The 24650-nt window shown below is 72.5% G+C and carries 22 protein-coding genes and 1 pseudogene; 13 read left to right on the top strand and 10 right to left on the bottom strand.

Annotation, left to right across the window (positions count from 1 at the left end):
- Window positions 1-85: 85 nt before the first annotated feature.
- Window positions 86-2404 (top strand): phage holin family protein, encoded by a 2319-nt coding sequence (locus tag AC5P1B_RS19345; protein WP_493888544.1) that lies wholly within the window; start codon window positions 86-88, stop codon window positions 2402-2404.
- A 101-nt stretch (window positions 2405-2505) separates the two neighbouring features.
- Window positions 2506-3939 (top strand): amino acid permease, encoded by a 1434-nt coding sequence (locus tag AC5P1B_RS19340; RefSeq protein ID WP_493888543.1) that lies wholly within the window; start codon window positions 2506-2508, stop codon window positions 3937-3939.
- Here AC5P1B_RS19340 and AC5P1B_RS19335 read toward each other — a convergent pair.
- Together AC5P1B_RS19335 and AC5P1B_RS19330 are read right to left on the bottom strand one after the other, a co-directional pair.
- Window positions 3867-4628, bottom strand: a complete 762-nt coding sequence (locus tag AC5P1B_RS19335) for an SDR family NAD(P)-dependent oxidoreductase (RefSeq protein WP_493888542.1) — start codon at window positions 4626-4628, stop codon at window positions 3867-3869. The two genes, AC5P1B_RS19340 and AC5P1B_RS19335, sit on opposite strands and share 73 nt — an antisense overlap.
- Window positions 4629-4794: 166 nt before the next feature.
- Window positions 4795-5376 carry a TetR/AcrR family transcriptional regulator gene (locus tag AC5P1B_RS19330; RefSeq protein WP_493888541.1) on the bottom strand — a complete coding sequence of 194 codons (582 nt, stop codon included), beginning with the start codon at window positions 5374-5376 and terminating at the stop codon, window positions 4795-4797.
- A 181-nt stretch (window positions 5377-5557) separates the two neighbouring features.
- Between AC5P1B_RS19330 and AC5P1B_RS19325 the strand changes: the two genes are divergently transcribed.
- On the top strand, window positions 5558-8803 hold the full coding sequence (locus AC5P1B_RS19325; protein WP_493888540.1) for a chondroitinase family polysaccharide lyase: 3246 nt from the start codon (window positions 5558-5560) through the stop codon (window positions 8801-8803).
- Window positions 8804-8867: 64 nt separating this feature from the next.
- Here AC5P1B_RS19325 and AC5P1B_RS19320 read toward each other — a convergent pair whose 3' ends face one another.
- Entirely contained in the window at window positions 8868-11468 is a 2601-nt protein-coding gene (locus tag AC5P1B_RS19320) for a SpoIIE family protein phosphatase (protein WP_493888539.1), read from the bottom strand.
- A 276-nt stretch (window positions 11469-11744) separates the two neighbouring features.
- Window positions 11745-13136 carry an aldehyde dehydrogenase family protein gene (locus AC5P1B_RS19315; protein WP_493888538.1) on the bottom strand — a complete coding sequence of 464 codons (1392 nt, stop codon included), beginning with the start codon at window positions 13134-13136 and terminating at the stop codon, window positions 11745-11747.
- Window positions 13137-13402: 266 nt separating this feature from the next.
- On the opposite strand from AC5P1B_RS19315, the gene AC5P1B_RS19310 reads away from it, so the two are divergent.
- Entirely contained in the window at window positions 13403-13831 is a 429-nt protein-coding gene (locus tag AC5P1B_RS19310) for a MarR family winged helix-turn-helix transcriptional regulator (RefSeq protein WP_493888632.1), read from the top strand.
- A 79-nt stretch (window positions 13832-13910) separates the two neighbouring features.
- Here the strand turns inward: AC5P1B_RS19310 and AC5P1B_RS19305 are convergent, their stop codons facing one another.
- Window positions 13911-14855: a YobF C-terminal domain-containing protein gene (locus AC5P1B_RS19305; protein ID WP_493888537.1), complete on the bottom strand. Its 945-nt coding sequence runs from the start codon at window positions 14853-14855 to the stop codon at window positions 13911-13913.
- A 261-nt stretch (window positions 14856-15116) separates the two neighbouring features.
- Between AC5P1B_RS19305 and AC5P1B_RS19300 the strand changes: the two are divergent.
- Window positions 15117-15695: pseudogene (locus AC5P1B_RS19300) on the top strand (class I SAM-dependent methyltransferase); the annotation flags it as partial.
- A 425-nt stretch (window positions 15696-16120) separates the two neighbouring features.
- Complete coding sequence (locus AC5P1B_RS19295; RefSeq protein ID WP_493888536.1) at window positions 16121-16846, top strand: nucleoside/nucleotide kinase family protein; 726 nt, start codon at window positions 16121-16123, stop codon at window positions 16844-16846.
- Window positions 16847-16891: 45 nt separating this feature from the next.
- Here the strand turns inward: AC5P1B_RS19295 and AC5P1B_RS19290 are convergent, their stop codons facing one another.
- The gene (locus AC5P1B_RS19290) at window positions 16892-17623 is read right to left on the bottom strand and encodes a GAF and ANTAR domain-containing protein (protein ID WP_493888535.1); all 732 of its coding nucleotides are present in this window, start codon (window positions 17621-17623) and stop codon (window positions 16892-16894) included.
- 69 nt (window positions 17624-17692) lie between these two features.
- Here AC5P1B_RS19290 and AC5P1B_RS19285 point away from each other — a divergent pair, with 69 nt between their 5' ends.
- The 3 genes from AC5P1B_RS19285 (at window position 17693) to AC5P1B_RS19275 (ending at window position 19357) form a co-directional block, all read left to right on the top strand.
- Window positions 17693-17896 carry a hypothetical protein gene (locus AC5P1B_RS19285; protein ID WP_493888534.1) on the top strand — a complete coding sequence of 68 codons (204 nt, stop codon included), beginning with the start codon at window positions 17693-17695 and terminating at the stop codon, window positions 17894-17896.
- 161 nt (window positions 17897-18057) lie between these two features.
- Window positions 18058-18516 carry an SRPBCC family protein gene (locus tag AC5P1B_RS19280; RefSeq protein WP_493888533.1) on the top strand — a complete coding sequence of 153 codons (459 nt, stop codon included), beginning with the start codon at window positions 18058-18060 and terminating at the stop codon, window positions 18514-18516.
- Window positions 18517-18973: 457 nt separating this feature from the next.
- On the top strand, window positions 18974-19357 hold the full coding sequence (locus AC5P1B_RS19275) for a nuclear transport factor 2 family protein (protein WP_493888532.1): 384 nt from the start codon (window positions 18974-18976) through the stop codon (window positions 19355-19357).
- 116 nt (window positions 19358-19473) lie between these two features.
- Here AC5P1B_RS19275 and AC5P1B_RS19270 read toward each other — a convergent pair whose 3' ends face one another.
- Window positions 19474-20277 carry a helix-turn-helix domain-containing protein gene (locus AC5P1B_RS19270; RefSeq protein ID WP_493888531.1) on the bottom strand — a complete coding sequence of 268 codons (804 nt, stop codon included), beginning with the start codon at window positions 20275-20277 and terminating at the stop codon, window positions 19474-19476.
- A 103-nt stretch (window positions 20278-20380) separates the two neighbouring features.
- On the opposite strand from AC5P1B_RS19270, the gene AC5P1B_RS19265 reads away from it, so the two are divergent.
- Window positions 20381-20686, top strand: coding sequence for a 4a-hydroxytetrahydrobiopterin dehydratase (locus tag AC5P1B_RS19265; RefSeq protein WP_493888530.1), 306 nt, complete (start codon window positions 20381-20383; stop codon window positions 20684-20686).
- A gap of 156 nt (window positions 20687-20842) precedes the next feature.
- Here AC5P1B_RS19265 and AC5P1B_RS19260 read toward each other — a convergent pair whose 3' ends face one another.
- The 3 genes from AC5P1B_RS19260 to AC5P1B_RS19250 form a co-directional block, all read right to left on the bottom strand.
- On the bottom strand, window positions 20843-21181 hold the full coding sequence (locus tag AC5P1B_RS19260) for an Asp23/Gls24 family envelope stress response protein (RefSeq protein ID WP_493888529.1): 339 nt from the start codon (window positions 21179-21181) through the stop codon (window positions 20843-20845).
- Complete coding sequence (locus AC5P1B_RS19255) at window positions 21178-21420, bottom strand: hypothetical protein (RefSeq protein WP_493888528.1); 243 nt, start codon at window positions 21418-21420, stop codon at window positions 21178-21180. Before AC5P1B_RS19255 ends, AC5P1B_RS19260 begins: the two co-directional genes overlap by 4 nt.
- 93 nt (window positions 21421-21513) lie before the next feature.
- Window positions 21514-22008: an Asp23/Gls24 family envelope stress response protein gene (locus AC5P1B_RS19250; protein ID WP_493888527.1), complete on the bottom strand. Its 495-nt coding sequence runs from the start codon at window positions 22006-22008 to the stop codon at window positions 21514-21516.
- A gap of 261 nt (window positions 22009-22269) precedes the next feature.
- Here AC5P1B_RS19250 and AC5P1B_RS19245 point away from each other — a divergent pair, with 261 nt between their 5' ends.
- From AC5P1B_RS19245 to AC5P1B_RS19235, 3 genes are read left to right on the top strand one after another with little or no spacing between them, the layout of a single operon-like run.
- Window positions 22270-22815, top strand: a complete 546-nt coding sequence (locus tag AC5P1B_RS19245) for an RNA polymerase sigma factor (RefSeq protein WP_493888526.1) — start codon at window positions 22270-22272, stop codon at window positions 22813-22815.
- Window positions 22806-23900: a hypothetical protein gene (locus AC5P1B_RS19240; RefSeq protein WP_493888525.1), complete on the top strand. Its 1095-nt coding sequence runs from the start codon at window positions 22806-22808 to the stop codon at window positions 23898-23900. Before AC5P1B_RS19245 ends, AC5P1B_RS19240 begins: the two co-directional genes overlap by 10 nt.
- Window positions 23897-24268 carry an Asp23/Gls24 family envelope stress response protein gene (locus AC5P1B_RS19235; protein WP_493888524.1) on the top strand — a complete coding sequence of 124 codons (372 nt, stop codon included), beginning with the start codon at window positions 23897-23899 and terminating at the stop codon, window positions 24266-24268. The genes AC5P1B_RS19240 and AC5P1B_RS19235 overlap by 4 nt, the downstream gene beginning before the upstream one ends.
- Window positions 24269-24650: the final 382 nt, after the last annotated feature.

The raw sequence follows: 24650 nt of genomic DNA, 5'->3' as shown, positions 1-24650 counted from the left end.
GGGCCCGCGCCCGCGTGCGGGCCGTACCGGCACCGCCGGGCATGACAGGCTGGGGAACGAGCCCGCGCGCGACGCGGGCGTGGACATGAGGTGGAGGCACGTGCACTTGCCCCGATGGAAGACCGTGGGCGGCGCCCTGCTGCGGGTGACCGCCGTGTGGGCGGTGAGCACGCTCACGATGCTCGCTCTCGCGGGCATCCTCCCCGACTTCCGGCTCCAGTCCGCCGACGGCGACAGCGCCACCAGGATCGGCGTCACCGCCGCCATCGGCGCGGGCGCCTTCGGCCTGCTCAGCGCGCTCGTCTGGCCCGCGCTCGTACGCGCGCTGCTCCTGGTGCCCGCGTTCGTCCTCGGTCTGCTGGTCTTCTTCCTCAACGGCTCGCTGCTGCTGATCGCGCTCAGCCTCATCCCGGACGGGCGCGGCGAGGTGGAACCGGAGACCGCCGTCGTCGTCGCCGCCGTGATGTCGGCCGCGTCCTCGGCGACCAGTACCGCGCTCGCCGTACGGGACGACGGCGCCTACCGGCGGCGGCTGGCCCGGCTCGCCGACCGCAGACGGCGGCGGCTCGGCGCGGACGCGGGCCGCGCCCTGGCGCCAGGCACCGTCTTCCTCCAGCTCGACGGCGTCGGCCACGAGACCCTGCGCGAGGCCCTGCGCGAGCGGCCCTGCCCCAGGGGGCGGCGCCCCGGGCCGCCGCTGATGGAGACGGTGGCGTCCTGGGAGCGCATGAGTCACCAGCTCACGCCGTGGCGTACGGACTGGTCCAGCCAGACCGGCGCCAGCCAGCTCGGCATCCTGCACGGCTCCAACGAGGACGTGCCCGCCTTCCGCTGGTACGAGAAGGAGACCGGGGAGGTGATGATCAGCAACCGTCCCACCAGCGCGGCCGAGCTCCAGCGCCGCGCCGCCGAACGCAGCGGGCACCCGGGCCTGCTGGCCGCTGACGGCGCCAGCCGGGGCAACCTCTTCACCGGGGGCGCCGACCAGCTCGCGCTCGTCCTGTCGGTGGCCGCGAGACGCGGCAGGCACAACCGCTCCCGCGTCGGCTACTTCGCCTACTTCTCCGATCCCGCCAACGCCACCCGCACCGCGGGCTCGTTCGTCGCCGAGGTCTTCCGCGAGATCGCCCAGTCCACCCGCGCCAAGCTGCGCCGTGAGCGCCCCCGCGTCGGGCGCGGCAGGCTCTACCCCTTCATCCGGGCGTTCGCGACCGTCGTCGAACGCGACGTCGTCGTCGCCGCCGTGATCGGCGACATGCTGGCAGGCCGCACCGCCGTCTACGCCGACCTCGTCGCCTACGACGAGGTCGCCCACCACTCCGGCCCCCGCAGCCGGGACACGCACCAGGTGCTGCGCCGCCTCGACCGCAGCATCAAGCTGATCGCCAAGGCCGCCGCGCACGCGCCGCGCGCGTACCGGTTCGTGCTGCTCTCCGACCACGGGCAGTCCCCGGGCGAGACCTTCGCCACCGCGTACGGGTTGAGCCTGGAGGACCTGGTGCGGGCCGGATGCGGGCTGCCCGTGCCTCGGCGCGCCGGGCACACGCCCAGTGGCGCCGAGGCGCGCTCAGCGGCGCGCGCCGCCCTGCACCGCCCGGAGGAGACGGACGAGCAGGAGCAGACCGCCGAGGACAAGCCGCCCGCCGGGGGCGAGCCGACCGCCGAGGACGGGGCGGCCGCGGAGGACGGGGCGGCCGAGGCCGGGCAGACCGCCGAGGACCGCCCGGCCGCGGGCGGCCGGGTCTCAGCGGGCGGCCGCGGAGCCGCTTCCGGTGCGCAGCGCCGCCGCCGTTCCAAGCCGATCGTCCTCGGCTCCGGCAACCTCGGACTGATCTCCTTCCCCGACGTACCCCGGCGCATGAGCCGGGAAGAGATCGACCGCCGCCACCCGGCCCTGCTGCGCACCCTCGCCGAGCACCCGGGCATCGGCTTCGTGCTCGTACGGTCCGAGGAGCACGGCGCTGTGGTGCTGGGCGCGGGCGGCGCCGAACACCACCTCGACACGGGCCACGTCGAAGGCACCAGCCCGCTCGTGGCCTTCGGCCCCGGCGCGGTGGACGCCGTGCGGCGCACCGACAGGTTCCCGCACGCCGCCGACATCATGGTCAACTCCGCGTACGACCCGCGCACCGGCGAGGTGCACGCCTTCGAGGAGCAGATCGGCTCGCACGGCGGGCTCGGCGGCGAACAGAGCCGCCCCTTCCTGCTCTGGCCACACACGCTGACCCCACCGCTCCCGCCCGGACGGGAACTGGTCGGCGCCGAGCAGGTGCACGACGTGCTGCGCCGCTGGCTGCGCGAGGCGCAGGTCCTGCGGACACCACTGGACGAATCACCGGTGGACACCGAGCTGACCGGGCCTTTTTCCGCCCCCGAGCCCGCCGTACAGGACAAAACCCGATGATTTTGCGCAGCGCCTCCGGTCGATGACCATGGTGCGCGGTCCGCCCCGCCCGGCACCATCGGGCGACGTGCGCGAGACCCGCACCACGAGAGGCACCCCCCATGCACGACCGGCACTCGCGCCGCTTCGGCCTGCCCACGGCGACCGCCCTGGTCATGGGCAACATCATCGGCGGCGGGATCTTCCTGCTGCCCGCCCTGGTCGCGCCGTTCGGCACGGTCAGTCTGCTGGCCTTCGCCGTCCTCACCGGCGGGGCGCTCGCGCTGGCGCTGGTCTTCGGCCGCCTGGCCGAGCGCGATCCCCGCACCGGCGGCCCGTACGTCTACGCGCGCGCGGCGTTCGGCGACTTCGCCGGGTTCCTGGCCGCCTGGAGTTACTGGATCACCACCTGGGTCAGCAACGCCGCACTCGCCGTGGCCGCCGTCGGCTACCTCGACGTGCTGGTGCCCGTGCGGCACGACCGGTGGCAGACGATCCTCGCCGCGCTCGTCATCCTGTGGCTGCCCGCCCTCGCCAACCTCGCGGGCACCCGCTACGTCGGCGCCGTGCAGCTGGTCTCGACCGTGCTGAAGTTCGCGCCGCTGCTGCTCGTCGCCTTCGGCGGTCTTTTCTTCTTCGACCCGTCGAATCTCGGCCCTTTCCAGGCCGGCGACCAGGGCCTGTTCGGCAGCGTCTCGGCAGCGGCGGCGATCTTGCTGTTCAGCTATCTCGGGGTCGAGTCGGCGGCGATGAGCGCGGGTGAGGTGCGCGATCCGCGCCGTAACGTGGGCCGGGCCAGCGTGCTGGGCACGATCGGCGCCGCCCTGGTCTATCTGCTGGGCACCGTCGCGGTCTTCGGCACCGTCGCCCACGACGACCTCACGCACTCCACGGCCCCGTTCTCCGACGCGGTCAACGCCATGTTCGGCGGCTCCTGGGGTGGCGTCGCCATCGCCTGCGCCGCACTGATCTCCATGACGGGCGCGCTCAACGGCTGGACGCTGATGAGCGCCCAGGCGCCGTACGCGGCGGCCGAGGACGGGCTGTTCCCGGCGGTGTTCCTGCGCAAGCGGCGGGGCGTGCCGACCACAGGGGTGCTCGTCGGCGCGCTGCTGGCCTCGGTGCTGACGGTCGTCAACTTCACGGCGGGCCCCAGCGGCGCGTTCCAGACGCTCGTCCTCGTGACCACCTTCACGGCGACCGTCCCGTATCTGCTGGCGACGGCCGCGCAGCTGTACTTCCTGCTGGCGGGGCGACGCGAGGACGTCCGCCCGGGGCGCCTGGTGCGCGACGCGGCGCTGGCCCTGACCGCCTTCGGTTTCTCGCTGTGGCTGGTGGCAGGCGCCGGGTACGCGGCGGTCTACCAGGGCGTGCTGTTCCTCTTCGCCGGAATCCCGGTCTACGTCTGGCTGGCGGCCCGGCGCCCCTCCACGACGCCTTCCGGCGCCGGTCCTTCTCCCGGCGCCGGGCCGCCCGCGCCCCGTCAGGCGCTGACGCCGCCGTCCACCACCAGGTCGGCGCCGACCGTGGAGGCCGCGTCGTCGGAGGCGAGGTAGAGCACCGCGGCGGCGATCTCGGCCGCGTACGCCGCGCGCCCCGTGGGCACCTGCTGCCGCATCCGTGCGGCCTTCGCCTCGGGCGTCTCGCCCGGCAGCGTGGACATCGGCGCGTCGACCTTGCCCGGGCTCACGGCGTTGATGCGCACCCCCTCGCCGATGTGGTCCAGCGCGGCGTTGCGGGTCAGCGCGCTGACGGCGGCCTTGCTGGTGACGTACGCGGCGACGTTCGCCTGCCGCCTGTGCGCGCCGAGGTTCGAGGCGATGTTCACGATCGCCCCGCCGCCGTGCTGCCGCATGTAGCCGATCTCGTGCTTCATCGACAGCCAGACCCCGGTCAGGTTCACGTCGATGACGCGCCGCCAGTCGTCCTCGGCGACATCGGCCACCGGGGCCGGGGGAAGGGACAGACCGGCGTTGTTCACCGCGACGTCGAGGCTGCCGAAGCGCGCTACGGCCTCCTCGACCATCCGTGCCATGTCCGGGGCGCGCGTCACGTCGGCGACGACGGCCGCGGCCTCGCCGCCCTCGGCCTCGATCAGCGCGACGGTCTCCTTCAGCGGCCCCGTCTCCCGTCCCGCGACGACGACGCGGGCACCTTCACGCGCGAAGGACAGCGCTATGGCCCGGCCGATACCCGAACCGCCGCCGGTGACGAGGACGGTCTTGCCGGTGAAGCGTGCGTTCATGATGACAACTCCTTGAGGAGGTGGGCATGGAGGCCGGAGGCGGTTGGTGCTGGGACGCGTCGTGCTATACGAGATCGGTCGGTCTTGAATTGGTGCGTACGTATGCGCATGTACGCGTACGCGTGGGTGTCAGCGGCTGTCCGTGGGGCGGCCGCCCGGAGGGTCTTCAGTCCAGCAGGGTCAGCGCCTGGTCGGCGGCGTCGGTCAGCCGGCCTGGCCGCTCACCCGATCTGCTGATCACGCGCAGCCCCTGGAACACCACGAGCAGCATCCTGGCCAGGGCGCGCGGGTCGCGCTCGGCGGACAGCTCGCCCTGCGCCTTCGCGCGGATCAATGCCGAGGTGAGCGCGGTCTCCAGGGAGTCCCAGCTCGCCCCGACCAGGCGGGCCATCTCCGGGTCGTGCGGGGCCAGCTCCACCGCCGTGTTGGTGACGAAGCAGCCGCGGTGCCGTCCGGCGCCGGTGGCCTCGGTGGCGAAGCGCCGCACCACGGCCCGCACGGCGGGCAGGGCGGGCCCCGGCTGGGACAGCGCCTCGACGAGGCTCGGGCCGTGCTGCTCGTCGTACCGCTCAAGCGCCTTGGCGTACAGCTCGCGCTTGCCGCCGAAGGTCGCGTAGAGGCTGGCCCTGGCGATGCCGAGGTGGGAGACGAGATCCGCCATCGACGTCGCTTCGTAGCCGCGCCGCCAGAACAGTTCAAGGGCTGCCTGGAGCGCGGCGTCCGGATCGAATTCCTTGGTCCTGGCCACGACCAAGACCGTACTTCTATCGAGAACGATCGGTCAATAATTGAGAGGCTGTCAGGCTGCCGGGCCGTCAGCGACGCGGGGCACCGTCCCTGGCGGGGCGCGAACGGCCCGTCTTGGGCGGGCCGGAGCCGCGCGGCGGGTATCACTCCCGTCAGGAACCCGCGACGACCGAAGGAGTCCCATGGACGCGCGCCCCGCATCGCCCGTTTCCCGGCGCAGACTGCTCGCGTACGGTGCCGCCGCCACCGGAGCCGTCACGGTGCCGTTCCTCCCGGACGCCTTCGGCGCCCAGCCGGCCGACGCGGCCGGTGCCGCCTCCGGCGCCGGGGCCGGTCGCTCCGCGCCCTCCGCCGACCCCACCGCACTGGAAGAACGCGCGCTGGCCCTCACCCCGCCCGCGTTCCTCCTGGAGAGCGCGGTCCCGGAGCGGATCACGGCCGACGCGGGCAGCGAACTGTCCATCACCGACGACCACGGCGCGGTCTGCGGCCGCCACGCCCTGCGCTGGGACCACGGCCCGCGCTCCACGATCACCGTCAAGGCCGACCTGGCCTGGGCCCCCGACCCGTACCGCACCAAGCCGCTCGCCGACCAGGCGTGGCAGGGCACCGTCGACACGTTCGCGGTGTGGATCTACAACGAGACGGCCGGGGACGACGTGGTGCGGTTCGAGTTCGGGCGGGGCGACCGCACCGACTGCTGGTTCGCGTTCCGGCTGGACTTCACCGGCTGGCGGACCACCTGGGTGCGGTACGCCTACGACACGCACGGCCATCCACGGCGCGGCATGGACACCCTGCGGATCATCGCGCCGCGCCGCCCCGGCACGCTGTGGATCGACCAGTTGCTGCTGAACGTCGCGCTGCGCCCCGACGCCCCCTGCCGCGACGCCCAGGTCACCGAGATCGGCATCGAAGGCGACGGCTGGGACCAGCAGCACTGGCAGGCGCTGTACCTCTTCGACCGGCTGCTGACCCGTACGCCCGTGGAGACCCCCGCCCCGTCCCCGGCGGAGCGCGCCGCACTGCGCACCGTGGTCAGCCGCTACCGCGAGGACTACCTGCCCGGCGGGCCCCCGGTCACCGACGCCTACGTCGCCGAACTGACCAGCAGGACCAGCGAGCTGACGGAAGGCCGCGCGGCCTTCGCGTACCAGTCGCAGATCTACCCGCCCGAGATCAGCGCCGACCTGAAGGCCTTCGTGGGCGCCGCCGAGCTGAAGGCCGTCACCGACCACCTGCGGAAGATCGCGCAGGCGTACGACGCGGCGGGCGCCCCGCACCGCGGGGAGCTGGGCGCGCTGTACGTGCGGATCGTGCGGCGGCTGCGCGAGCTGGGCTGGACGTACGGCAGCTGCCAGGGCACCATCCACCACCTCGGCTTCAGCATGACCGGCTACTACGACTCCGTCTTCCTCATGCGCGACGTGCTGCGCGACGCGGGACTGCTGGCAGCGGTACGGGCGGACCTGACCTGGCTGGTGGGGTTCGGCCGCATCCGCAGGGGCTTCGGCTTCCGCAACGGCCACGGCTCCACCGCGGACATCCTCAACACCAATCTGCGCGGCATGTTCGCGGTCGCCCTGCTCCAGGACGGCACGGCCCGCCGATGCGGATACCTGCGGGCGCTGCGGGACTGGCTCAGCGCGTACCTCATGCCCACCGACGGCATCCAGGACGGCCTCAAGACCGACGGCACCACGTTCCACCACGTCGGCTTCTATCCCGACTACGCGCGGGACGGCTTCACCGGCGCCACCCCCATCGTCTACCTGCTCAGCCGCAGCGCCTTCCGGATCTCCGCCGAAGCCCACGAGACGCTGCGGCGCGCCGTGCTGACGCTGCGCGTGGTCGCCAACACCTACCACTGGCCCATCCCCCTCAGCGGCCGCAACCCGTCGGGCACCACCGGGATGTTCCTCGCCCCGTACCAGTGGCTGACGATCGCGGGCACCCCCGACGGCGGCGCCGAACTCGACCCGGAGCTGGGCGCCGCGTTCCTGCGGCTGCTGCCCGTCGCGCCCGCCGCGCCCACCCCGGCCCAGCAGAGGATCGCCGAACGGCTCGCGGCCGCGGGAATCAGCGCCGAGAGCGCCCCGTCGGGCGCCTGGGCGTACAACTACGCCGCCCTGGCCGTTCAGCGCCGCGACGAGTGGCAGGTCACCGTCCGGGGTCACAACCGCTACCTGTGGTCGACCGAGGTGTACGAGGCCGCCAACTGGTACGGCCGCTACAACACCTACGGGCACATCCATGTCCTGCACCGCGCCAGTCCCAGCAGCCCCGACGGTCGCAGAGCCCCCATCAGCAACCTCGCCAGCGGCTACCAGCACGACGGCTACGACTGGAACCGCCGCCCCGGCACCACCACCCTGCACAAGCCCTGGGACGAGCTGAAGGCCGACCTCACCGGCACCATCGAGGAGATGCTGCTCGCTGAGGAGCGGTTCGCCGGGGCGCACACCATCGACGGCCGCCACGGCATGTTCGCCATGCGGCTGCGCGAGCACCCCAAGCACGACCCCACGCACCACGCGCGCACGTCGGTGTTCCTGTTCGGCGACCGGGTCATCGCCCTCGGCACAGGCATCGGCAACAGCGACCGCCGCAACGAGACCGAGACCACCCTCTTCCAGACCCGCCTCGCCACCACCGCCGACCCCACCTACATCGGCCGCGCCGACCCGGTCACCGACTTCCCCTACGAGCACCCCGACCGCCCGCTCACCGCGCCGACCTGGCTGCTGGACGACAAGGGCCTCGGCTACTACCTCCCGGCCGGGCAGCGCCTCGGCCTCACCCGTTCCCGCCAGAGCTCCCGACACCACGGCACCGGCGCCGAGACGCACGGCGACTTCGCCACCGCCTGGCTGCGCCACGGCACGGCGCCGCGCGCCGCCACCTACCAGTACGCACTGCTCGTCGGCGCCACCCCGCAGTCGATGGCCGCCTTCACCCGGGACATGGCCGACGCGGCCACCGCCCCGTACACCGTGCGCCGCGCCGACGACACCGCCCACATCGTCAGCGACCGCGCCACCGGCATCACCGGCTACGCCGCCTTCGAGGCCACGGACTCCCTCGGCGCCGGTGCCGTACGAGCCGTCGACACCCCAGCCCTGCTGCTGACCCGAGCCGACGGCGAGCGTGGGCTGGTGCTGTCGGTGTGCGACCCGGACCTGCGGCTGTACGAGGGCCGCGACCCCGACCAGTACGAGAACGGCCGCTACACCGGCCACTGGACCGCGTACTCCCGGCCCTGGATGACCAGTCCCAGCAAGGAACACACCCTCCGGGTGACGCTGGAAGGCCACTGGCGCGCCGGGGACGGACAGCCCTGCACGGCGCTGATCCGGGGGAGTCGCACGGTCGTCAGCTTCCGCACCGTGCACGGCCGCCCCGTACAGGCCAGGCTCGTGCGAGGCTGACCTGGCGCCCGCGCGCGCGTGCCGGCCGGGCCCCGGCATGGCACCAGCGGGCGGAGCGGACCGCTCACGCCCGCTGGGCGGTCCGCAGCAGGACCATGGCGATGTCGTCGTGCGGCGTCTGCGCCGCGGCGGGCGTGACGATGAGATCGGCCAGCCTGTCGAGACTGCCGCGCGGGCCGCCCGCCCCGCCCGGTGCCGCCTGGCCCGGCGTCGTGACGTCCTCCGCACCGGGCGGGGCCGTCGCCTCCCCGGCCGCGGCGTCCGCACCCGCCGCCGAGGCGGCCCACGCGCTGAGCTGGTCCCTGAGCCGGGCGACGGCGGCGCCGTAGTCCTCACCCACCCGCTCCACCAGGCCGTCGGTGTACAGCAGCAGCGTCGCCCCGGGCGGCAGGTCGTGCCGCATGACCGGGTACACACTGTCGGCATAGCAGCCGAGGGGCAGCCCGCCCGGGACGTGCAGTTCCCCCGCCGAGCCGTCGGGGCGCAGCAGCAGCGGGTAGGGATGCCCGGCCCTGACGAGCTGGCAGGAGCCGTCGGCAGGGGAGATGTCCACGATGCAGCAGGTCGCGAGGAGCTCGGTGTCCAGCTCGTACAGCGCCTGGTTGCCGCGGCACATCAGCTCGCTGAGCGTGTGCCCCTCGCGCGCGTGCGCGCGCATCGCCGTACGCAACTGCCCCATCACGGCGGCCGCCTGCGCGCTGTGCCCCTGCACGTCCCCGATGACCAGGGCGACGCGGTCGTCGCGGCCCAGCAGCACGTCGTACCAGTCGCCGCCCACCTCAAGCCCCTCCGAGCCCGGCAGATAGCGGACACACAGGTCAAGGCCAGGCACCCGCGGGTGGTCGCGGGGCAGCATCATCCGCTGTAGTTCGGTCATCTGGCTGCGGCGCTCGTCGAAGAGCCTGGCCCGCGCCAGCGACTGGGCGAGGATGCCGGAGACCGTGGTGAGCGTCAGATGGTCGTCCCCGCTGAACACCCGCGGCCTGCCGAAGCTGAGGCTGCACACCCCGACCAGGCCATCGGCGGTGGCCAGCGGCAGCAGGCACCAGGCGTGCTCGTCGGGCAACGGCCGCAGCCGCTCGTCGGGGAACAGCTCCCGGTGCTCCCGCCTGCTCTCGATGAGGACGGGCTGCGCGTCCCGGATACGCGCCAGGCGCGGGTGGTCGTGGGTCATCTCGCTGGCGATACGTAGCCTGCGCAGCCCAGCCTCGTCGTAGCCGTGCGCCCCCGTCAGGCGCATCTCGCCGCCGTCGCTGAGGTAGACGGCGAGCCGCAGCGCCTCGAACGCGGGCAGCAGGGTGCGCGCCACGGTGGAAATGACGTCCTGGGTGGAGAGCGAGGCCGCGAACCCGCGGGTCAGGGCGAGGATGAGCTCCTTGCGCTCGCGGGTGCGCCGCTCCCGCTCGTACTCCTCCGTGCGGTCCTGGGCGACGCCGAGCATGCCCTGCGGGCGCCCGGCGGAATCGCGGAAGACCTGTCCGCTGGCGTCGATCCACCGGATCGCCCCGTCAGGGCGCACGATGCGGTAGACCGCCTTGAAGTCACCGCTCTCCTCGCTCTCCTCAAGCGCGGTGTGGACGGCGTCACGGTCGTCCGGGTGGACGGCGGAGAAGAACGTCTCGATCCGCTCGTCGAACTCCTCGGGCCTGAAGCCGAACAGGCGGCACAGCCGCTCGTCCCACACCACCCGGTGCGAGGAGTAGTCCCAGTCGAACGCGCCGATAGCCGCGTTGGTCATCGCCAGTTCCAGCCGCGCGGCCCGGGTGCGGCTTTCCACCATCCGCACCGCTTGGCTGAGCCGTGCGCCGTGCGCGGGGCGCAGCCCCGTCCGCAGGGACAGCAGATGCGCGAGACGGTGCGCCATCACACTTGCGATGAGGGCGAGCGCCAGCCGGTCGCCGTCGGTCGCGGTCCGCAGCCGGAAGGTGAGCGTGCCCAGGCACTCGGTGTCCACCAGCAGCGGGAGTACGGCGCATCCGGCGGTCTCCGCCTGGCTGGGGTCCGGCGGTGGGGCGGGGCCAGGGGCGGGGAGGTAGACCGCTCGCCGGGTCCGGACGGCCTCGGCCGCGGGCAGGTCGGCGGCCGGGTTGATCATGAGGCGGGAGACGGCTGAGCCCTCGCTGAAGCCGCGCGAGGTCGCCAGCCGCAGCCAGCCGTCGTCCTGCCGGAAATGCAGCGCGCCGACGTCCGGATCGATGGCGGGCACACCGGTGTCCACGGCCGCTGTCAGCAGGGTCTGCGGGTCATGGCAGGAAAGCATCCTGATCAGCGCGCCGCTCGGCACGTCCACGGGCGCGGCCGGAGGCCGACCGGGTGCGAAGCCCGCGGTCTGGGCCGGTGCCCCTTCGGAGGTCTCGTCACACCCGTCGTCGGCCGAGGTGCCGCTCGCCGTGCCGCCGGCGGTGTCGTTTCGAGTGCCCTTCGCGGTACCGGTCGGCGGCCCGGCCGGGGAGCCGGAGGCGCCGCCGTCCGGTCCGGGGTCCGCAGCGGAGTCGCCCGTACCGGCGACCGGAGCGGAGGGCGGTGCGGCGGGCCGCGGCTCCCCGGCGGCCGCCGCGGCGGATGCGGCGTCCTCGGCGACGGAGGCGGCGGGCGGGGCGTCGCCGGAGGACGGCATATCGGCGTCCGGCGCACCGGGTGGAGACCCGTCCGGGACTTCGGTCATGTCGCGCGTCCTTCGTGACCGTGTGTGCGGTGGACCCCGGGCGGTCACATCGCCTGGGGCGTCAGTCTCCTCCTCACCAGGACCCGAGAGCACACCTGCTCTTATCAGAACACCAGCCCGGCATGGGGGCGACCGGAGGCGGTCACCGACTGACTGCCCGGCAAGCGCCACCCGGACACCATGCCGTCGTCACATGCCCCGCGAGACCTCCTTCCCCACCGCGGCCCACACCGGCCACCATGCGGCGCGCCGCTCCCTCGCGGCCCACCGCCCCGGTCAGCCGAGCGGCTTGTCGAGGACGGCCTTGCGGTGGCTGAACGTCTCGATCGAGTACCGGCCGTGGTAGCTGCCCATGCCGCTCTCGCCGACGCCGCCGAAGGGCAGGTCGGAGACCGTCAGATGGGCCAGTGGCAGACCGAGTCCGAGGGCTCCCGAAGAGGTCTCGGCGGCCAGCCGCTCCCGGGTGGTCCGCGAGTCGGTGAACGCGTAGAGGGCCAGCGGCTTGTCCCGGTCGTTGATGAAGCGGATGGCCTCGTCGAGCCCGGCGACCTCGATGATGGGCAGCACCGGGCCGAAGATCTCCTCCCGCATGACGGGCGCGTCGGGCGACACGTCGGCGAGCACGGTGGGCGCGATGTACTTCGTCGCCCGGTCATGGGCGCCGCCGACCACCGTGCGGCCGGAGCCGAGCAGGGCCGTGAGCCGGTCGAAGTGCCGCTCGTTGACGATGCGCCCGTACTCGGGGGACTGCGCCGGTTCGGTTCCGTACAGCGCCTCGACGGCCTTCGTCAGCGCGCCTTCCAGCGCCTTGGCCGTGTCCGGGTCGGTCAGCACGTAGTCCGGGGCGACACAGGTCTGCCCGGCGTTGAGGAACTTGCCCGCTGCCAGCCGCGTGGCGACGACCTCCAGGTCGACGCCCCGGTCCACATACGCGGGTGACTTGCCACCGAGTTCGAGTGTGACCGGGGTGAGGTGCTTGGCGGCGGCGGTCATCACGATGCGCCCCACGGTGCCGTTGCCGGTGTAGAAGATGTGGTCGAAGCGCTCTGCCAGCAGGGCGGTGGTCTCAGGAACGGCGCCTTCCACCACGGCGACAGCATCGGTGTCCAGGAACGCGGGCAGCAGCCTGGCCAGGGTGGCCGAGGTGGCGGGGGCCAGTTCACTGGGCTTGGCGACCACGCAGTTGCCCGCTGCCAGGGCGCCGACCATGGGCGCGAGGAGCAGCTGGGCCGGGTAGTTCCACGGCGCGATCACGAGCACGACGCCGAGCGGGTCGTAGACCGTCCACGCGCTCGCCTCGCCCAGCGAGGCCGGTACGGGGGCGGGCTCGGGCCGCAGCCACTCCGCGAGGTGTTCGAGGGTGTGGTCGATCTCGCGGAGCGTGAAGTCGATCTCGGAGCGGTACGCCTCCGTGCGGCTCTTGCCCAGGTCGGCGCGCAGGGCCTCGGCGAGGTCGGCGCCGTGCTCGGTGAGCAGGGCCCGCAGCGCGCGCAGCTGCCCCGTGCGCCAGGCCAGCGGTGCCGTACGGCCCGTACGGAAAGTGGCGCGCAGCCGGGCGACGATCTCGGCGGCCGACTGGGGCGACGCGGCCGACTCGGGCGAGGCGTTCGGGCCGGGGCTGCCAGTGCTGCTGGGGATGCCGGTGCTGCTGGAGGCGGGGAGACTCATGGATCTTCCTTCTGTGGCGCTGCGAGGGCGTTCGGCGCGAGGCGGGCGCGGGGCGGCCGCCCCGGCGAGCGCCGCTGCGGGTGGCCCGGGGCGCGCGAGAGTGACGGCGGAGCCCCGGACGGCGGGCCGGGTGTGGCGTGACATCCCGACCTGGCGGTCACTTGATATGCTCAATGAACTAGAAACATGTAAACGCCAAATATTAACGATGTCAAGTGACTGTCCCGGGCGATGGTCAAGCGACAGGAGTACGCGAAGTGGACCCCATGGCCAACCCGACGCCCCCCGTGGCGGCCGACCTGCTGGAGCCGCTGGCCCTGGTGGTGCGGGGCCACTACGACGACCTCGCCGCCGCCGCCACCCGGCACGGCCTCAGCACGTCCCAGGCCCGCGCCCTCATCGCGCTGAACGAGCCGATGCCCATGCGCGCCGTCGCCGACCACCTGGTGTGCGACGCCTCCAACGCCACCGGCCTGATCGCCCGCATGGAAGCCCGTGGCCTGGTCCGTCGCACGCCGTCCCCCGACGACCGCCGCAGCAAGATGGCCAGCCGCACACCGGAAGGCACCGCACTGGCGTCCCGCCTGCGGGCCGAGATGCACGCGGTGCACGCCGCCCTTGAGGCGCTCACCCCGCAGGAACGCGCGGACCTGCTGCCCCTGCTGAACCGGCTGGGGCAACTGCTCAGCCGGTGAGCCACCGCGAGGAGCCGCGGGGCGGCTGACCCTGGTGGGTGGGTCCGCTACCCGGCGGCCTCGCGACAGGGGCGGCGGCTCAGCCGGAAGCGGTGACTCCGATGGCCGCCGTGAGCGCCGCTCGCAGCTGCTCGTACGTGGGCGCCAGCCGTCGCAGTCCCGCTGCCAGTGTCTGCTCGTCCCCGACGACAAGAGGGTGCTGCAGGCTTCCGAGAATCCGGGCCTGACCGGCCGCCACCGCCGCGGCGTCAGCCAGGCCCAGCATGGCCAGGCAGGCGGCCGCGTCGCTGAGGCGGCGGGCGCCGACGCGGATGCCGAACGCCTCCAGCAGCGTGCGGTTGTCCGGGCTGAGTCCCTGGAGCACCAGCGCGACCAGCCCCTCCACCGCGGCGGCGCCACCGAGCGATCCCGGCGGCACCGGCAGATCCTCACGCCCGGCCAGCCATCGCACGGCCCGGGGCAGCGACTGCCGCAGCGCCTCGGGGGCGGTGACCTCGCGCTTCCGGACGAATCCGGTGCGCATCACGAACGGTGCGTCGGTATAGATGATCGCCTTGGCTTCCCAGGAAGCGGCGAACGCGGCGGTCGGCAGCGTCGCATAGGGATGCCCGTACGGGTCGTGGAGCAGCACGGTGTCATCTTCGACGCCGAGAACCACGACGTAGTGGTCGCCGCCCTCGGCGGCCGGTGTGCCGGGCTGGTAGAGCAGCAGACCCATGTCCAGCGGCCCCACCATGACGGGCCCCCGGGCGCAGGCCGTGCGCAGCCGGGCCAGCGCCTCCTCGGGGGTCCCGCCGTCGCTTCGCTCGCAGCTCCAGCCGAGCAGCTCGATGGCGTCGTCCACACCGATCTCCGGGTCCCAGCCGTACGGGTCGAAGAACGGCAGGGTCCCGGCCACCAGCTGGGCGCCGAAGGGAGAGCCGGTCAGCGTCTCGGTGACCGCCGGTGCGGGGGCCTCGGGGCCGAGCAGCATCGTCAGGCAACTGGTGTAGCAGTAGGGGCCGGAGCCGACGTAGGCAAGCATGCGGGACCTTCCATCTGTGCGGGTGGCTGACGTGCCGGGGCCGGTCACCCGGCTGCCGGGAGGGGCTGAGCACGACTCCGTCAGTACAGGGCCTCACACGAGGGGAGAGTCAACGCCCACAGACGCGGAAGGTTCTTCGGCGCGGGCATCGGGCCGGCTTCCTCTGCCGTGGCTCCGTGCCCCGTGCTTGGAGCCCCGTGCCTCCGGGCCCGCCCCCGTGCCCCGTCCCCCGCGCGGCATGATGGGCCGTGAGCGACGACCATGACCGGGAGCGGCCATGGCCCCTCGCGGCCGTCGCGGTGGCCACGGCGCCGCAGGGGCCGCCGCGGCGGCACACGGCACCGGCAGGGGCCGCCCGCGCTCGCCGCGGGATGCTCCAGGGCGGTTTTCAGGAGGAGGTGGCGCATGACCACGCGCGCGCAGGCGCAGTCGTTCGACCGTGTCGCTGAGGACTACGACCGGTTGGGCGAACTGACCGGGGACACCATCGGGCAGTGGCTGCCCGGGGTTCTGCCACGCGCGGGCGGGCGCGCGCTGGATCTCGGCTGCGGAGGCGGGCGGCACGCGGTGCTGCTCGCTCAGCGGTTCGCTCACGTCGATGCCGTCGATCTGTCCGCCCCGATGATCGACCTCGCCCGCCGCCGAAGGCCCCGGCCCAACATCACGTACCGGCAGGCGAGTCTGCTCGACGTCGAGGGACCCGGCCGCTACGACGTCGTCCTCAGCGTCGCCACCCTCCACCATGTGCCCGACCTCGCTGCCGCACTGCGCCACATCAGGACCCTGGTCGCCCCCGGCGGGCGGGCCGTCCTCGTCGACACCGTCTCGCCACGCCCGGTCAACCCGCGCTGGTGGCTGTACGGCGGCGTGGTCCGCGCGCTGGCCCGTAACCTCGTGCGCCGTGGCCCGGCCGAGGCGTGGGAGATCTACCGGCTGTCCTCCGGCGCGTGGCTCGATCACCGGGTCAGCGACCGCTACCTGAGCCGCGAGGGGTTCGAGCGCGTGTATCAGGACGTCTTCCGCACCGGCCGCTGCTGCCGCGTGAACGGGGCGCACGCCCTGGTGTGGGACGCCCCCGCGGCCGCGCCGCCGACGAGGCGTAGCGCGGCAGCGTGTGACCCGCCGCCGCGGGCGACAACCCGTAGGCGTGTACCGGCCTTGGAAGCAGAGCAGAGCAGAGCAGAGCAGAAGCAGAAGCAGAAGCAGAAGCCGGAGCCAGGGCCAGGGCCAGAGCCGGAGCCGGCGCCGACCGGTACTTTTCCCCCATGGGATCTCCACGGGTGGACGTACGTCATGCGGTTTCGACCTGGCAGCAGCCGTGTCCTCCGGCCGCCTCCGCCGAACGCAGCGCGCTGGTCGAGTCGATCGCGCAGCGCGTCGCGACGCTCGGCGAGGGCCGTCTGCTCGTCGGAATCGACGGTTTCACCGCCGCGGGCAAGACGAGCTTCGGGCACGAGCTGGCGCAGCGTGTCAGCGCCGCGGGGCGCCCCGTGCTTCGGGCGACCCTCGATGACTTCAAGAAGCCGTGGAAGGACCGGCATCTGTATGACCGGGAGTCAGGAGAGGGCTACTACCGCAACGCGTATGACTATGACGCGGTCAGGCGCCTGTTGCTGGACCCCTGCCGTACGCTGGAAGCGTCCTCCGCCGTGCTGTGCTCCATCGATCCGCTCACGCAGCAGGACCACACGTCGGAGGCGATATCGCTCGCTCCGGACGCGGTGCTGATCGTGGACGGGGTGTTCGCCTTCCGGCCCGAGATCAACGACTACTGGGACTTCCGCGTCTGGCTGCGGGTGGACGCGGAACTGTCCGTTCGGCGAGGCGCTGAACGTGACCAGGACTGGGCCGGGTCCGACGCGGAATCGATCCACCGCGACAGATACCTGGTGGCGGAGCACATCTATCTGCGGGAGGTCGACCCGCTGCCGATGATGGACGTCGTCATCGACAATTCGACGTTCGCCAAGCCACGCGTCGTGACGCCGTAGCGTCGCGGCCGTTGCGCGCTGACGCCGCCATGCCCGCGTAGCGTCTCACCGCGGTGCGTCGGTACCGATGCGGACCGTGCCGTCGATGACCTGCCGGGCCATCGTGGCGAGGTTTCGCTGGTCATGGCGTGCCTGGCCGCGCAGGAGCGCGAATGCCTCGTCGGGGGAGCGGTTGAGGCGCTCGGCGAGAATGCCCTTGGCCTGCTCGATGACGACTCTGCTGTCCAGCGCCTGCTGCAACTGCTCGGCGCGAGTGCGGAGTGTCGTACGGGTCCGCTGGTGGACGAGGCTGGCCGCCGTGGCGTCGGCGAGATGCTGCGCCATGTCGATATGGGTGCTGGTGAGGCCGCCGAAGTGGTGCTGGAAGAGATTCAGCGCGCCAAGGACCCGGCCCCCGTCGTCCAGCGGTACGGCGGCGGTCGCCTGGAGGCCGAAGCCCAGGGCCTTGGGCGCGAAAAGTGGCCAGCGCGCCCGGCAGTGGGGGTGCGCCAGCGGCAGTTCCGCCAGCACCCGGCCCGTACGAACGCAGTCGAAGCTGGGGCCCTCGCCCAGGTCGAGCTGGGTGTGCTCCAGTGCGCTGACGGCCTCATCGGACGCGTTCGCACAGGAGAGGCGGCCGTCCGTGTCGTTGTGGACGACGGCGGCACCGGCTATGGGCAACACGTCCACGCAGACGGTGGTCAGCTGAAGCAGCACTTCGTCACCGCCCACAAGGGAGGCGGCCGCCAGGTCGGCGAAAGCCCTGCCTACCCTCTGTCCGAGTGCCGTGCCGGCCATGGCTTTCCCCATCCGTCGTCCGTAAGCCAGCTTGAGGCTGCCCTTGGTCCCGCTCCCAGCCTTCCAGGCATGAGCTCCCATGCCAAGGCGTACGAAATGGCGCGCGCCCCGCGCCCCTTCGCTGTCCGTCGCCGATGGCCCAGCGGCGGCTGCGGCGGCACGTGCCCCCGCCTGGGCGAGCACACCGGCGAGGCGCTGACGCTCTCGGCTGCCGCCCGGCCGGTGGCGGGCCTGAGAGGGGCGCGCCGGGTGGACTGGCGTGGCTTTCCGTGACTTCTCGCGCCATAGACCAGCGCGGCGGCAGGCGAACCGTGCATCGACTGGAGATCGCTGTTGTAGATGAGCGGTGATCGGGTACCCGTCGCCGCGTAGCAAGATCCGGCGCGGCGGACAGACGGACGCCGCGTGGCAGTCACCACGGAGGAGGCGCAGCGATGAGCACGGTGAAGGAGACGGTCGAGGTCGAGGTCCCCGTCAGCACCGCCTACAACCAGTGGACGCAGTTCGAGGAGTTCCCGAACTTCATGGAGGGCGTGGAGCGGATCACGCAGCTCGATGACCGCCACAACCATTGGACGACCAAGATCGGAGGAGTCCGGCGGGAGTTCGACACCGAGATCGTCGACCAGCTCCCTGATGAGCGGATCACCTGGCGCACGACCAGCGGCGACACCCAGCAAAAGGGCATGGTCCGCTTCCAGCGCCTGGACGACACGCACACGCGGGTTGAGCTGGTGATGGATATCGAGCCCAGTGGAGCCGCGGAGAAGACCGCTGACATGACAGGGCTCATCGACCGGCGCGTCAAGGGCGACATGCGGCGCTTCAAGGACTTCATCGAACACCGAGGCGGCGAAACCGGCTCCTGGCGCGGCCGCATCAAGCCCGGCTGACCTGACCCCTGCACGACCCGCTGCCGACCGTCTCGCCCACCCGCCTCCCGGGACCGGTTCCCCGGCCAGGGAGGCGGGCAGCGCGAGCGCCCGGGCCGCCGCGGGCACGCCCGGCACGTACAGCACAGCGGTACGGACCCGCACGGCCCGTACCGCATACCCGTAGGCGGTATCAACGGCATCCGGTCTCAAAGACACCCGGTCTCAACGACACCCAATCTCAACGACACCCGGTCTCAACGGCATCAAGAACATCACGGACACAGACCCCCGCCCCGTCGGTCCGCTGCGGCCGCCGCACTCGCGGGGCGGAGGCGTCGTGCGCGGCGACCGCCATTACCTGGGCGGTAATCGCGCCCACGGCGCGTTCTCGGCAGAGTGAGGGCCAACGGATTCCGGCACGGCGCACTCCGCGGCGGAAACCGTTCCCTGGACCTTCGCACCGAGGAGAACCGACATGTCCGAGACCGTCACCACCAGCTATGAGACCGCCGTCGCGCGCTACTTCGAGGCGTGGAACGCGACCGACCCTGCGGAGCTGGCCAAGGCCGTCGCCGCCGCTTGGGCGGAGGACGGTTCGTACACCGACCCGCTCGCCGATGTCAGCGGGCACGACCAGCTGGCGGCTGTGATCAGCGGCGCCCATGCGCAGTTCCCCGGGTTCACCTTCCGGCACACCGGCACCGTCGACGGGCATCACCACACCGCACGCTTCGGCTGGGAACTGGTATCTGACGCCGACGGATCGGCGCCCGTCGCCGGATTCGATGTGATCACGCTTGCCGAGGACGGCCGCATCCGGTCCGTGTTGGGTTTCCTTGACCGGCTGCCCGCCGCCTGAGCGTTCCCGGAGGCGTACGTCCGGGCGCCGTACGCCGGGACGCGGGGCGAGTGCCCCGCGTCCCGGACGACGGGCGATCAGCGGCGCGGGCCGGTGATCAGCGTTTCAGTGCCCGTTCACGGGCGCTGCCCGCGCAGGTACTCGGCTGTCTCCCGGTCGGCGGGCAGCAGGGTCTCCACCGCCAGCTCGGAAACGGTCACGTCCATCGGGGTGTTGAAGGTGGCGATGGTCGAGATGAGGGACAGCACCCTGCCGTCGTGCTCGATGACCATCGGCAGCGCGAAGGGCACATGATCCGCGCTGTACACGGCGGTCTGCGCCCCGCCGTCCGGCAGCGGGTAGGCGCTGACCTCGTCATACAGCGCGCGCAGCGGCGAGGACCGCATCAGCGCCAGTTGCCGCTCCATCTGCTCCAGCAGATGTCCCCGCCACTCGCGGTAGTTGAGGATGCGCCGGGACAGCCCCTCCGGGTGCATCGTGACGCGCATGGCGTTCATCGGCGGCCGCAGCAGATGCTCCGCGATGCCCGCGGCCAGCATGCCGATGCCCGCGTTCGCCGCGACCACGTCGTACGTACCGTCGACCACGAGCGCCGGATACGGCTCGTACCCCGTCAGCAGTCGTTGCAGTCCATCGCGGAGCCCGTCGAGACAGGGGTCGTCCATGGCGGACTCCGGGTAGTGCGGCGCGTAACCCGCTGCGATGAGCAAGGCGTTGCGCTCCCGTACGGGGACGTCGAGATGGTCGGCGAGCCGCAGCACCATCTCCTGGCTCGGCCGGGACCTGCCGGTCTCGATGAAGCTGATATGCCGGGCGGAGGAGTCGGCGCGCAGCGACAGCTCCAACTGGCTGATGCGGCGCCGGTCCCGCCATTCGCGCAGCAACGCGCCCACACCCGGAGCAACAGCGACGGTCGTCATCCCCTGACCGTAACCCGTCCCATGTCACGCTGGGTACTCAGTATCCGCGCACGCTGCCGAGCCGCCCGCCGCCCGCGCGTGCTTCGACGAAGGGGAAGCCCCCATGGCTGTAGAACCGCTGTCGCGGAAGGAGATCGAGGAGCGGCTTGAGGAGCTGCCCGGCTGGTCGCTGGACGGCGACCGGATCACCCGGACCTTCGCGTTCGGCAAGCACCTTCCGGCCGCGGCGATGGTCGTGCATGTCGCCCAGATCCAGGAGGAGCTGAATCACCACGCGGACTTGCTGCTCAGCTACAACAAGCTGACCGTCACCGTGAACACCCACAGCGTCGGCGGCAAGGTCACCGAGCTCGACTGCGAGCTGGCGCGCCGCGTCACCGAGATCGCGCCCGGGCACGGGGCGAGCTAGCGCGGCGCCGTGTCACCGCCCCGCGCCGGACGCTTCCCGGCCGGGCCCGGCCGGGAGGCCGCGGGGCGGCCTCACCGGGCGGGCCCGTCTGCCCGTCTGCCCGTCTGCCCGTCTGCCCGTCTGCCCGTCTGCCCGTCCGCCGGTCCGCGCGGTCGGTCAGCGCACCTCCCGGCGGCCGGACTTCGGCTGGGCCGGCAGGATCAGCCGTTCGACGCGCACGCGGACGGCCGCGACGGGCAAGCCCGTCAACCACGCCGTCCGGTCGGCGACATGCCGCTGGACCGCGGCGGCGATCGCGGCGATGTCGGTCGGGTAGGGAAGGTCGAGCGACAGGCAGACGCGTGCGCTCCCGCGCCGGACACCGGCGCTGCCACGGGCGGCGGCGACGTCACCCTCGACCTTCTCCAGTGCCTCACGGGCCGCGCCCGTGGCGATGCGCGCCACGACCCGGTCGGCGATGACCGTCGCGCCGCGCTCGGCGGCCGGGACCTTCACTTGACCCTGCCGCTGCGACCGGAGCCTCCGGCCGGGCCGCGCCCCGTCCCGCCACCGGAACCACGGCCCTCCCGGGGCCGGACGAACTGCGTCCAGTCCAGTTCGCCCTCGACCAGGCGGCCCACGATGAAGCCCACCGCGCCCAGCGCGGCGACCAGCAGGAACGCCGTGAACCCGCCGAAGTACCCGGCGAACCCCAGCGCCATGCCGACCGCGAGCCCCACGACCGCTCTACTCATGACCTGCTCCTCGGAGTCCTGGTTCTGCCCGGCGGGGCCCAGCCCGCGGGCCTGTCGGTCCGCTCGGCGTGCCGGGCCCGCCGGGACGGGTGACTACTGGACGCGGGCTTCGTCGTCGTCAGCGTCGTCGTAGGGCAGGTGTACGTCGATCACAGCGACGTTCACCTCGACGACCTCAAGACCCGTCATGCGCTCCACGGCGGCGATGACGTTCTCCCTGATGTCACCGGCGACCTCGGTGATCGGCACCCCGTACTCGACCACGATGTCCAGGTCGACGGCGGTCTGCCGCTCGCCGACCTCGACCTTCACGCCTCGCCCGATGTTCGGGCGGCCACCGGGAACCCGGTCCCGTACGGCGCCGAGCGTGCGCGCGAGGCCACCGCCCAGGGCGTGCACGCCGGACACCTCACGAGCCGCCATACCGGCGATCTTCTCGACCACGCCGTCGGCGATCGAGGTCTTGCCGCGAGTCGCCGGCTGGCCGTCAGGGCCCGAGGTGCTCACGTCGAGAGTGGTGCCCGGGGACGACTGGCCCCCGCCGGTGCGGGGCTCGTTGATCGAAGGGCTGACCGTCTTCGTCGTCATGAGACTGCGCTCCTTGTTGGTTGTTGCCTCGTTGGGGGTTACCGACGCTTGTTCATATCGCCGATCGGGGCGTTCCGGCAGGGACTTGGACCCGCCTGTACCTCGTTTGTCACGCAGTAGCCGCGTTTCTCTTCGCAGGTACCCCAGGAGCCGTACCGTGACGCAGCCCACACGTGACAGAAGCGGCCCGCTCGTGTCGAAGCGAAAAGCGGTAGGTGACGTAGCAGGCTGTAGTGGTAGGAAACGGAGAGGAGCCGATGAGTGCCCGAACCCAGCGACACCTTGCTGGCCGTGCGGGCCGGGGAAGGCGACGAGGCGGCTTTCGAGCTGCTGGTGCGTCGGCACAGCGGGCAGTTGCTCAGCCTGGCGACCCGGCTCCTCGGCAGCCGGGCGGACGCGGAGGACGCCGTGCAGGAGGCCTTCGTGAGTGCCTGGCGAAGACTGCCGGACTTCCGGGCCGACGCGGCCTTCTCGACGTGGATGTACCGCATCGTGACCAATCGGTGTCTGAATCTGCTCCGCTCCCGCCGCCCCACGCAGGATCTCAGCTCCGTCGCCGAGCCGTCCGCGCCCGAGCATGCCGCGTCCCCCGTACGAGCCGCCGAGTCCACCGCGGCCGTCCGGGCCCTGGCGGACGCCTTGACCGGGCTCACTCCCGAACAACGTGCTTGCTGGGTGCTGCGAGAGCTGCACGGCCTGTCGTACGAGGAAGTCGCCGACGTGGTGCACATCAGCCAGCAGGCCGCACGCGGCAGGATTTTCCGAGCACGGCGCTACCTGACGGAGGCGATGGGCGCATGGCGCTAGGCATGTACCGCGGTTCGCCCGGCGACCGGCTGGACCGGGACCCCAACCGGAACCATGAGCGAGACGGAGACACCGCACACGTCCACGGGGACGGCGCGTACACCAGCGCGAGCGACGGCGCGATCCCCGGCGGCGAGGGCAGTCGGCGCGAGCACGGTGACGAGCAGCGCGCGGCGCACGATCACGAGCAGCGGAGCGCGGACGGTGCGAGCACCGGCTCCGGCTCCGGCTCCGGCACCGGGAACGGCTCCGGCACCGGGAACGGCTCCGCCACGGGCGCGCACGAAATCGGAAGCGGAACCGGAACCGGAACCGGAAGCGGAACCGGCAGCGGCGCCGAGGGTGCTGGAAGCAACGGCCGTGGCGGTGATGACCACGGCTCCGGCGGTCACGACGGCGGCCATGCCGAAGACGACGGCGAAGACGACGGCGACGGCGACGGCGACGGCGACGGCGACGAGATCCTGCTGTGCGGGCGCTCGCTTTCAGCCGTCTGGGAGTCGAGTGAGGCGCCCGACGCGCACGCCGCCGAGTGCCCGTACTGCGAGCAGGCGCTGGCCGGTCTCGGGGTGCTCGACCAGTACGTCCGTGAGGAGCGGTCCGCGACGGAGCCGCCCGCCGAGGCCATCACGGCCCGGGTGATGGGCCTGGTCCGCGCTGAGCTGCGCCCGGGGCGGCTGCTGCCGCTCGGTGAGCCCGCCGAGGACGCGTGGATCGCCGAGGTCGCCGCGGCCAAGGCGTTCCGGGCGGCCGCCGAGACCCTGCCGGGTGTGTTCGCGGGCAGCTGCAAGGTCGTGCCGGTCGACGCGGGGGCGGCGCGCCGTTCCCTCCTGCCCGGCGGGAGTCCCCACCGCGGTCCGGCGCGTGTGTCGCTGCAACTGGCGGCGACGCTCGACTGGACCGTTCCCGACCTGGCAGGTCTCGTCCGGCAGCTGATCGCCGACGCCGCGCGGGATGCCGTGGGCATGGACATCGCGGAGATCGACGTGACGGTCGTCGATGTGCTCGGGGACGTCCTCGGAGATGTCGTCGGGGGCGACCTCGGTGACCAGCCTCCGTTCTTCCGTGAAAGGAGAGACCAGTGATCCCCTCGCGGGAAGAGGCCAAGGAGTACACGGCGGTGCTTGAGGCGGTGGCTGAGGCGGCCCGTCAGACGCCCGGCGTCGCCTACCTGCGGCCGGGATTCGGCGATCTGGTGCGCGGCGCCGCCGCTCGCTACCGCGGCCGCTCGGCCACCCCGCCCGCCCGCATAGCGGGCGTCCGGGCGGACCGTCTCACCAGCCCGCCCGGGTGGGACCTCCGGGTCCATCTCGCCGTCGTACGCGGGCACCGCGCACTGGACGTCACCCGGGCGGTCCGCGCCGCTGTCACCTCGGCGGTACGGGATCTCGCCGCCGAAGGCGCCGCCGAGCCACGGGTGAGTGTGAGCATCACCGTCACCGACATCGCCTGATACCCGAGCGGAATACGTCACCGCCCGGCTCCACGCGTGCCGCGCTCGCTCGGGACCCGCCCAGGGGCGGTTTCGACTGGCGGGACTTCCCGGCGGACCACCTCGCGAAGGTCCAGGCCGACGTTCCTTCCCATCCCCGCCCGACGCCTGCCGGGACCCCAGCGAGTCGGCAGCGGTGCGGCTGACCGGTGCCAACACCGGACGCCGCCGCCCGGAAAGGGGCGACGGCGTCGGTGATATGGGGTGAGCGGGCGCGACGAACACCGCACAGCCGCGTGAGCTGGGTGATGTGCTCGACCGGCTGCGTCGGGCCGTCGAGCTGTCGAGCCGTCGATGGATTGGATTGTCAGACGTGTGGGACTAGCGCGCCGTCCGGAGCGCC

The organism is Streptomyces sp. A01 (genome assembly GCF_059026195.1).
This window is presented reverse-complemented; position numbering and strand designations above follow the sequence as displayed.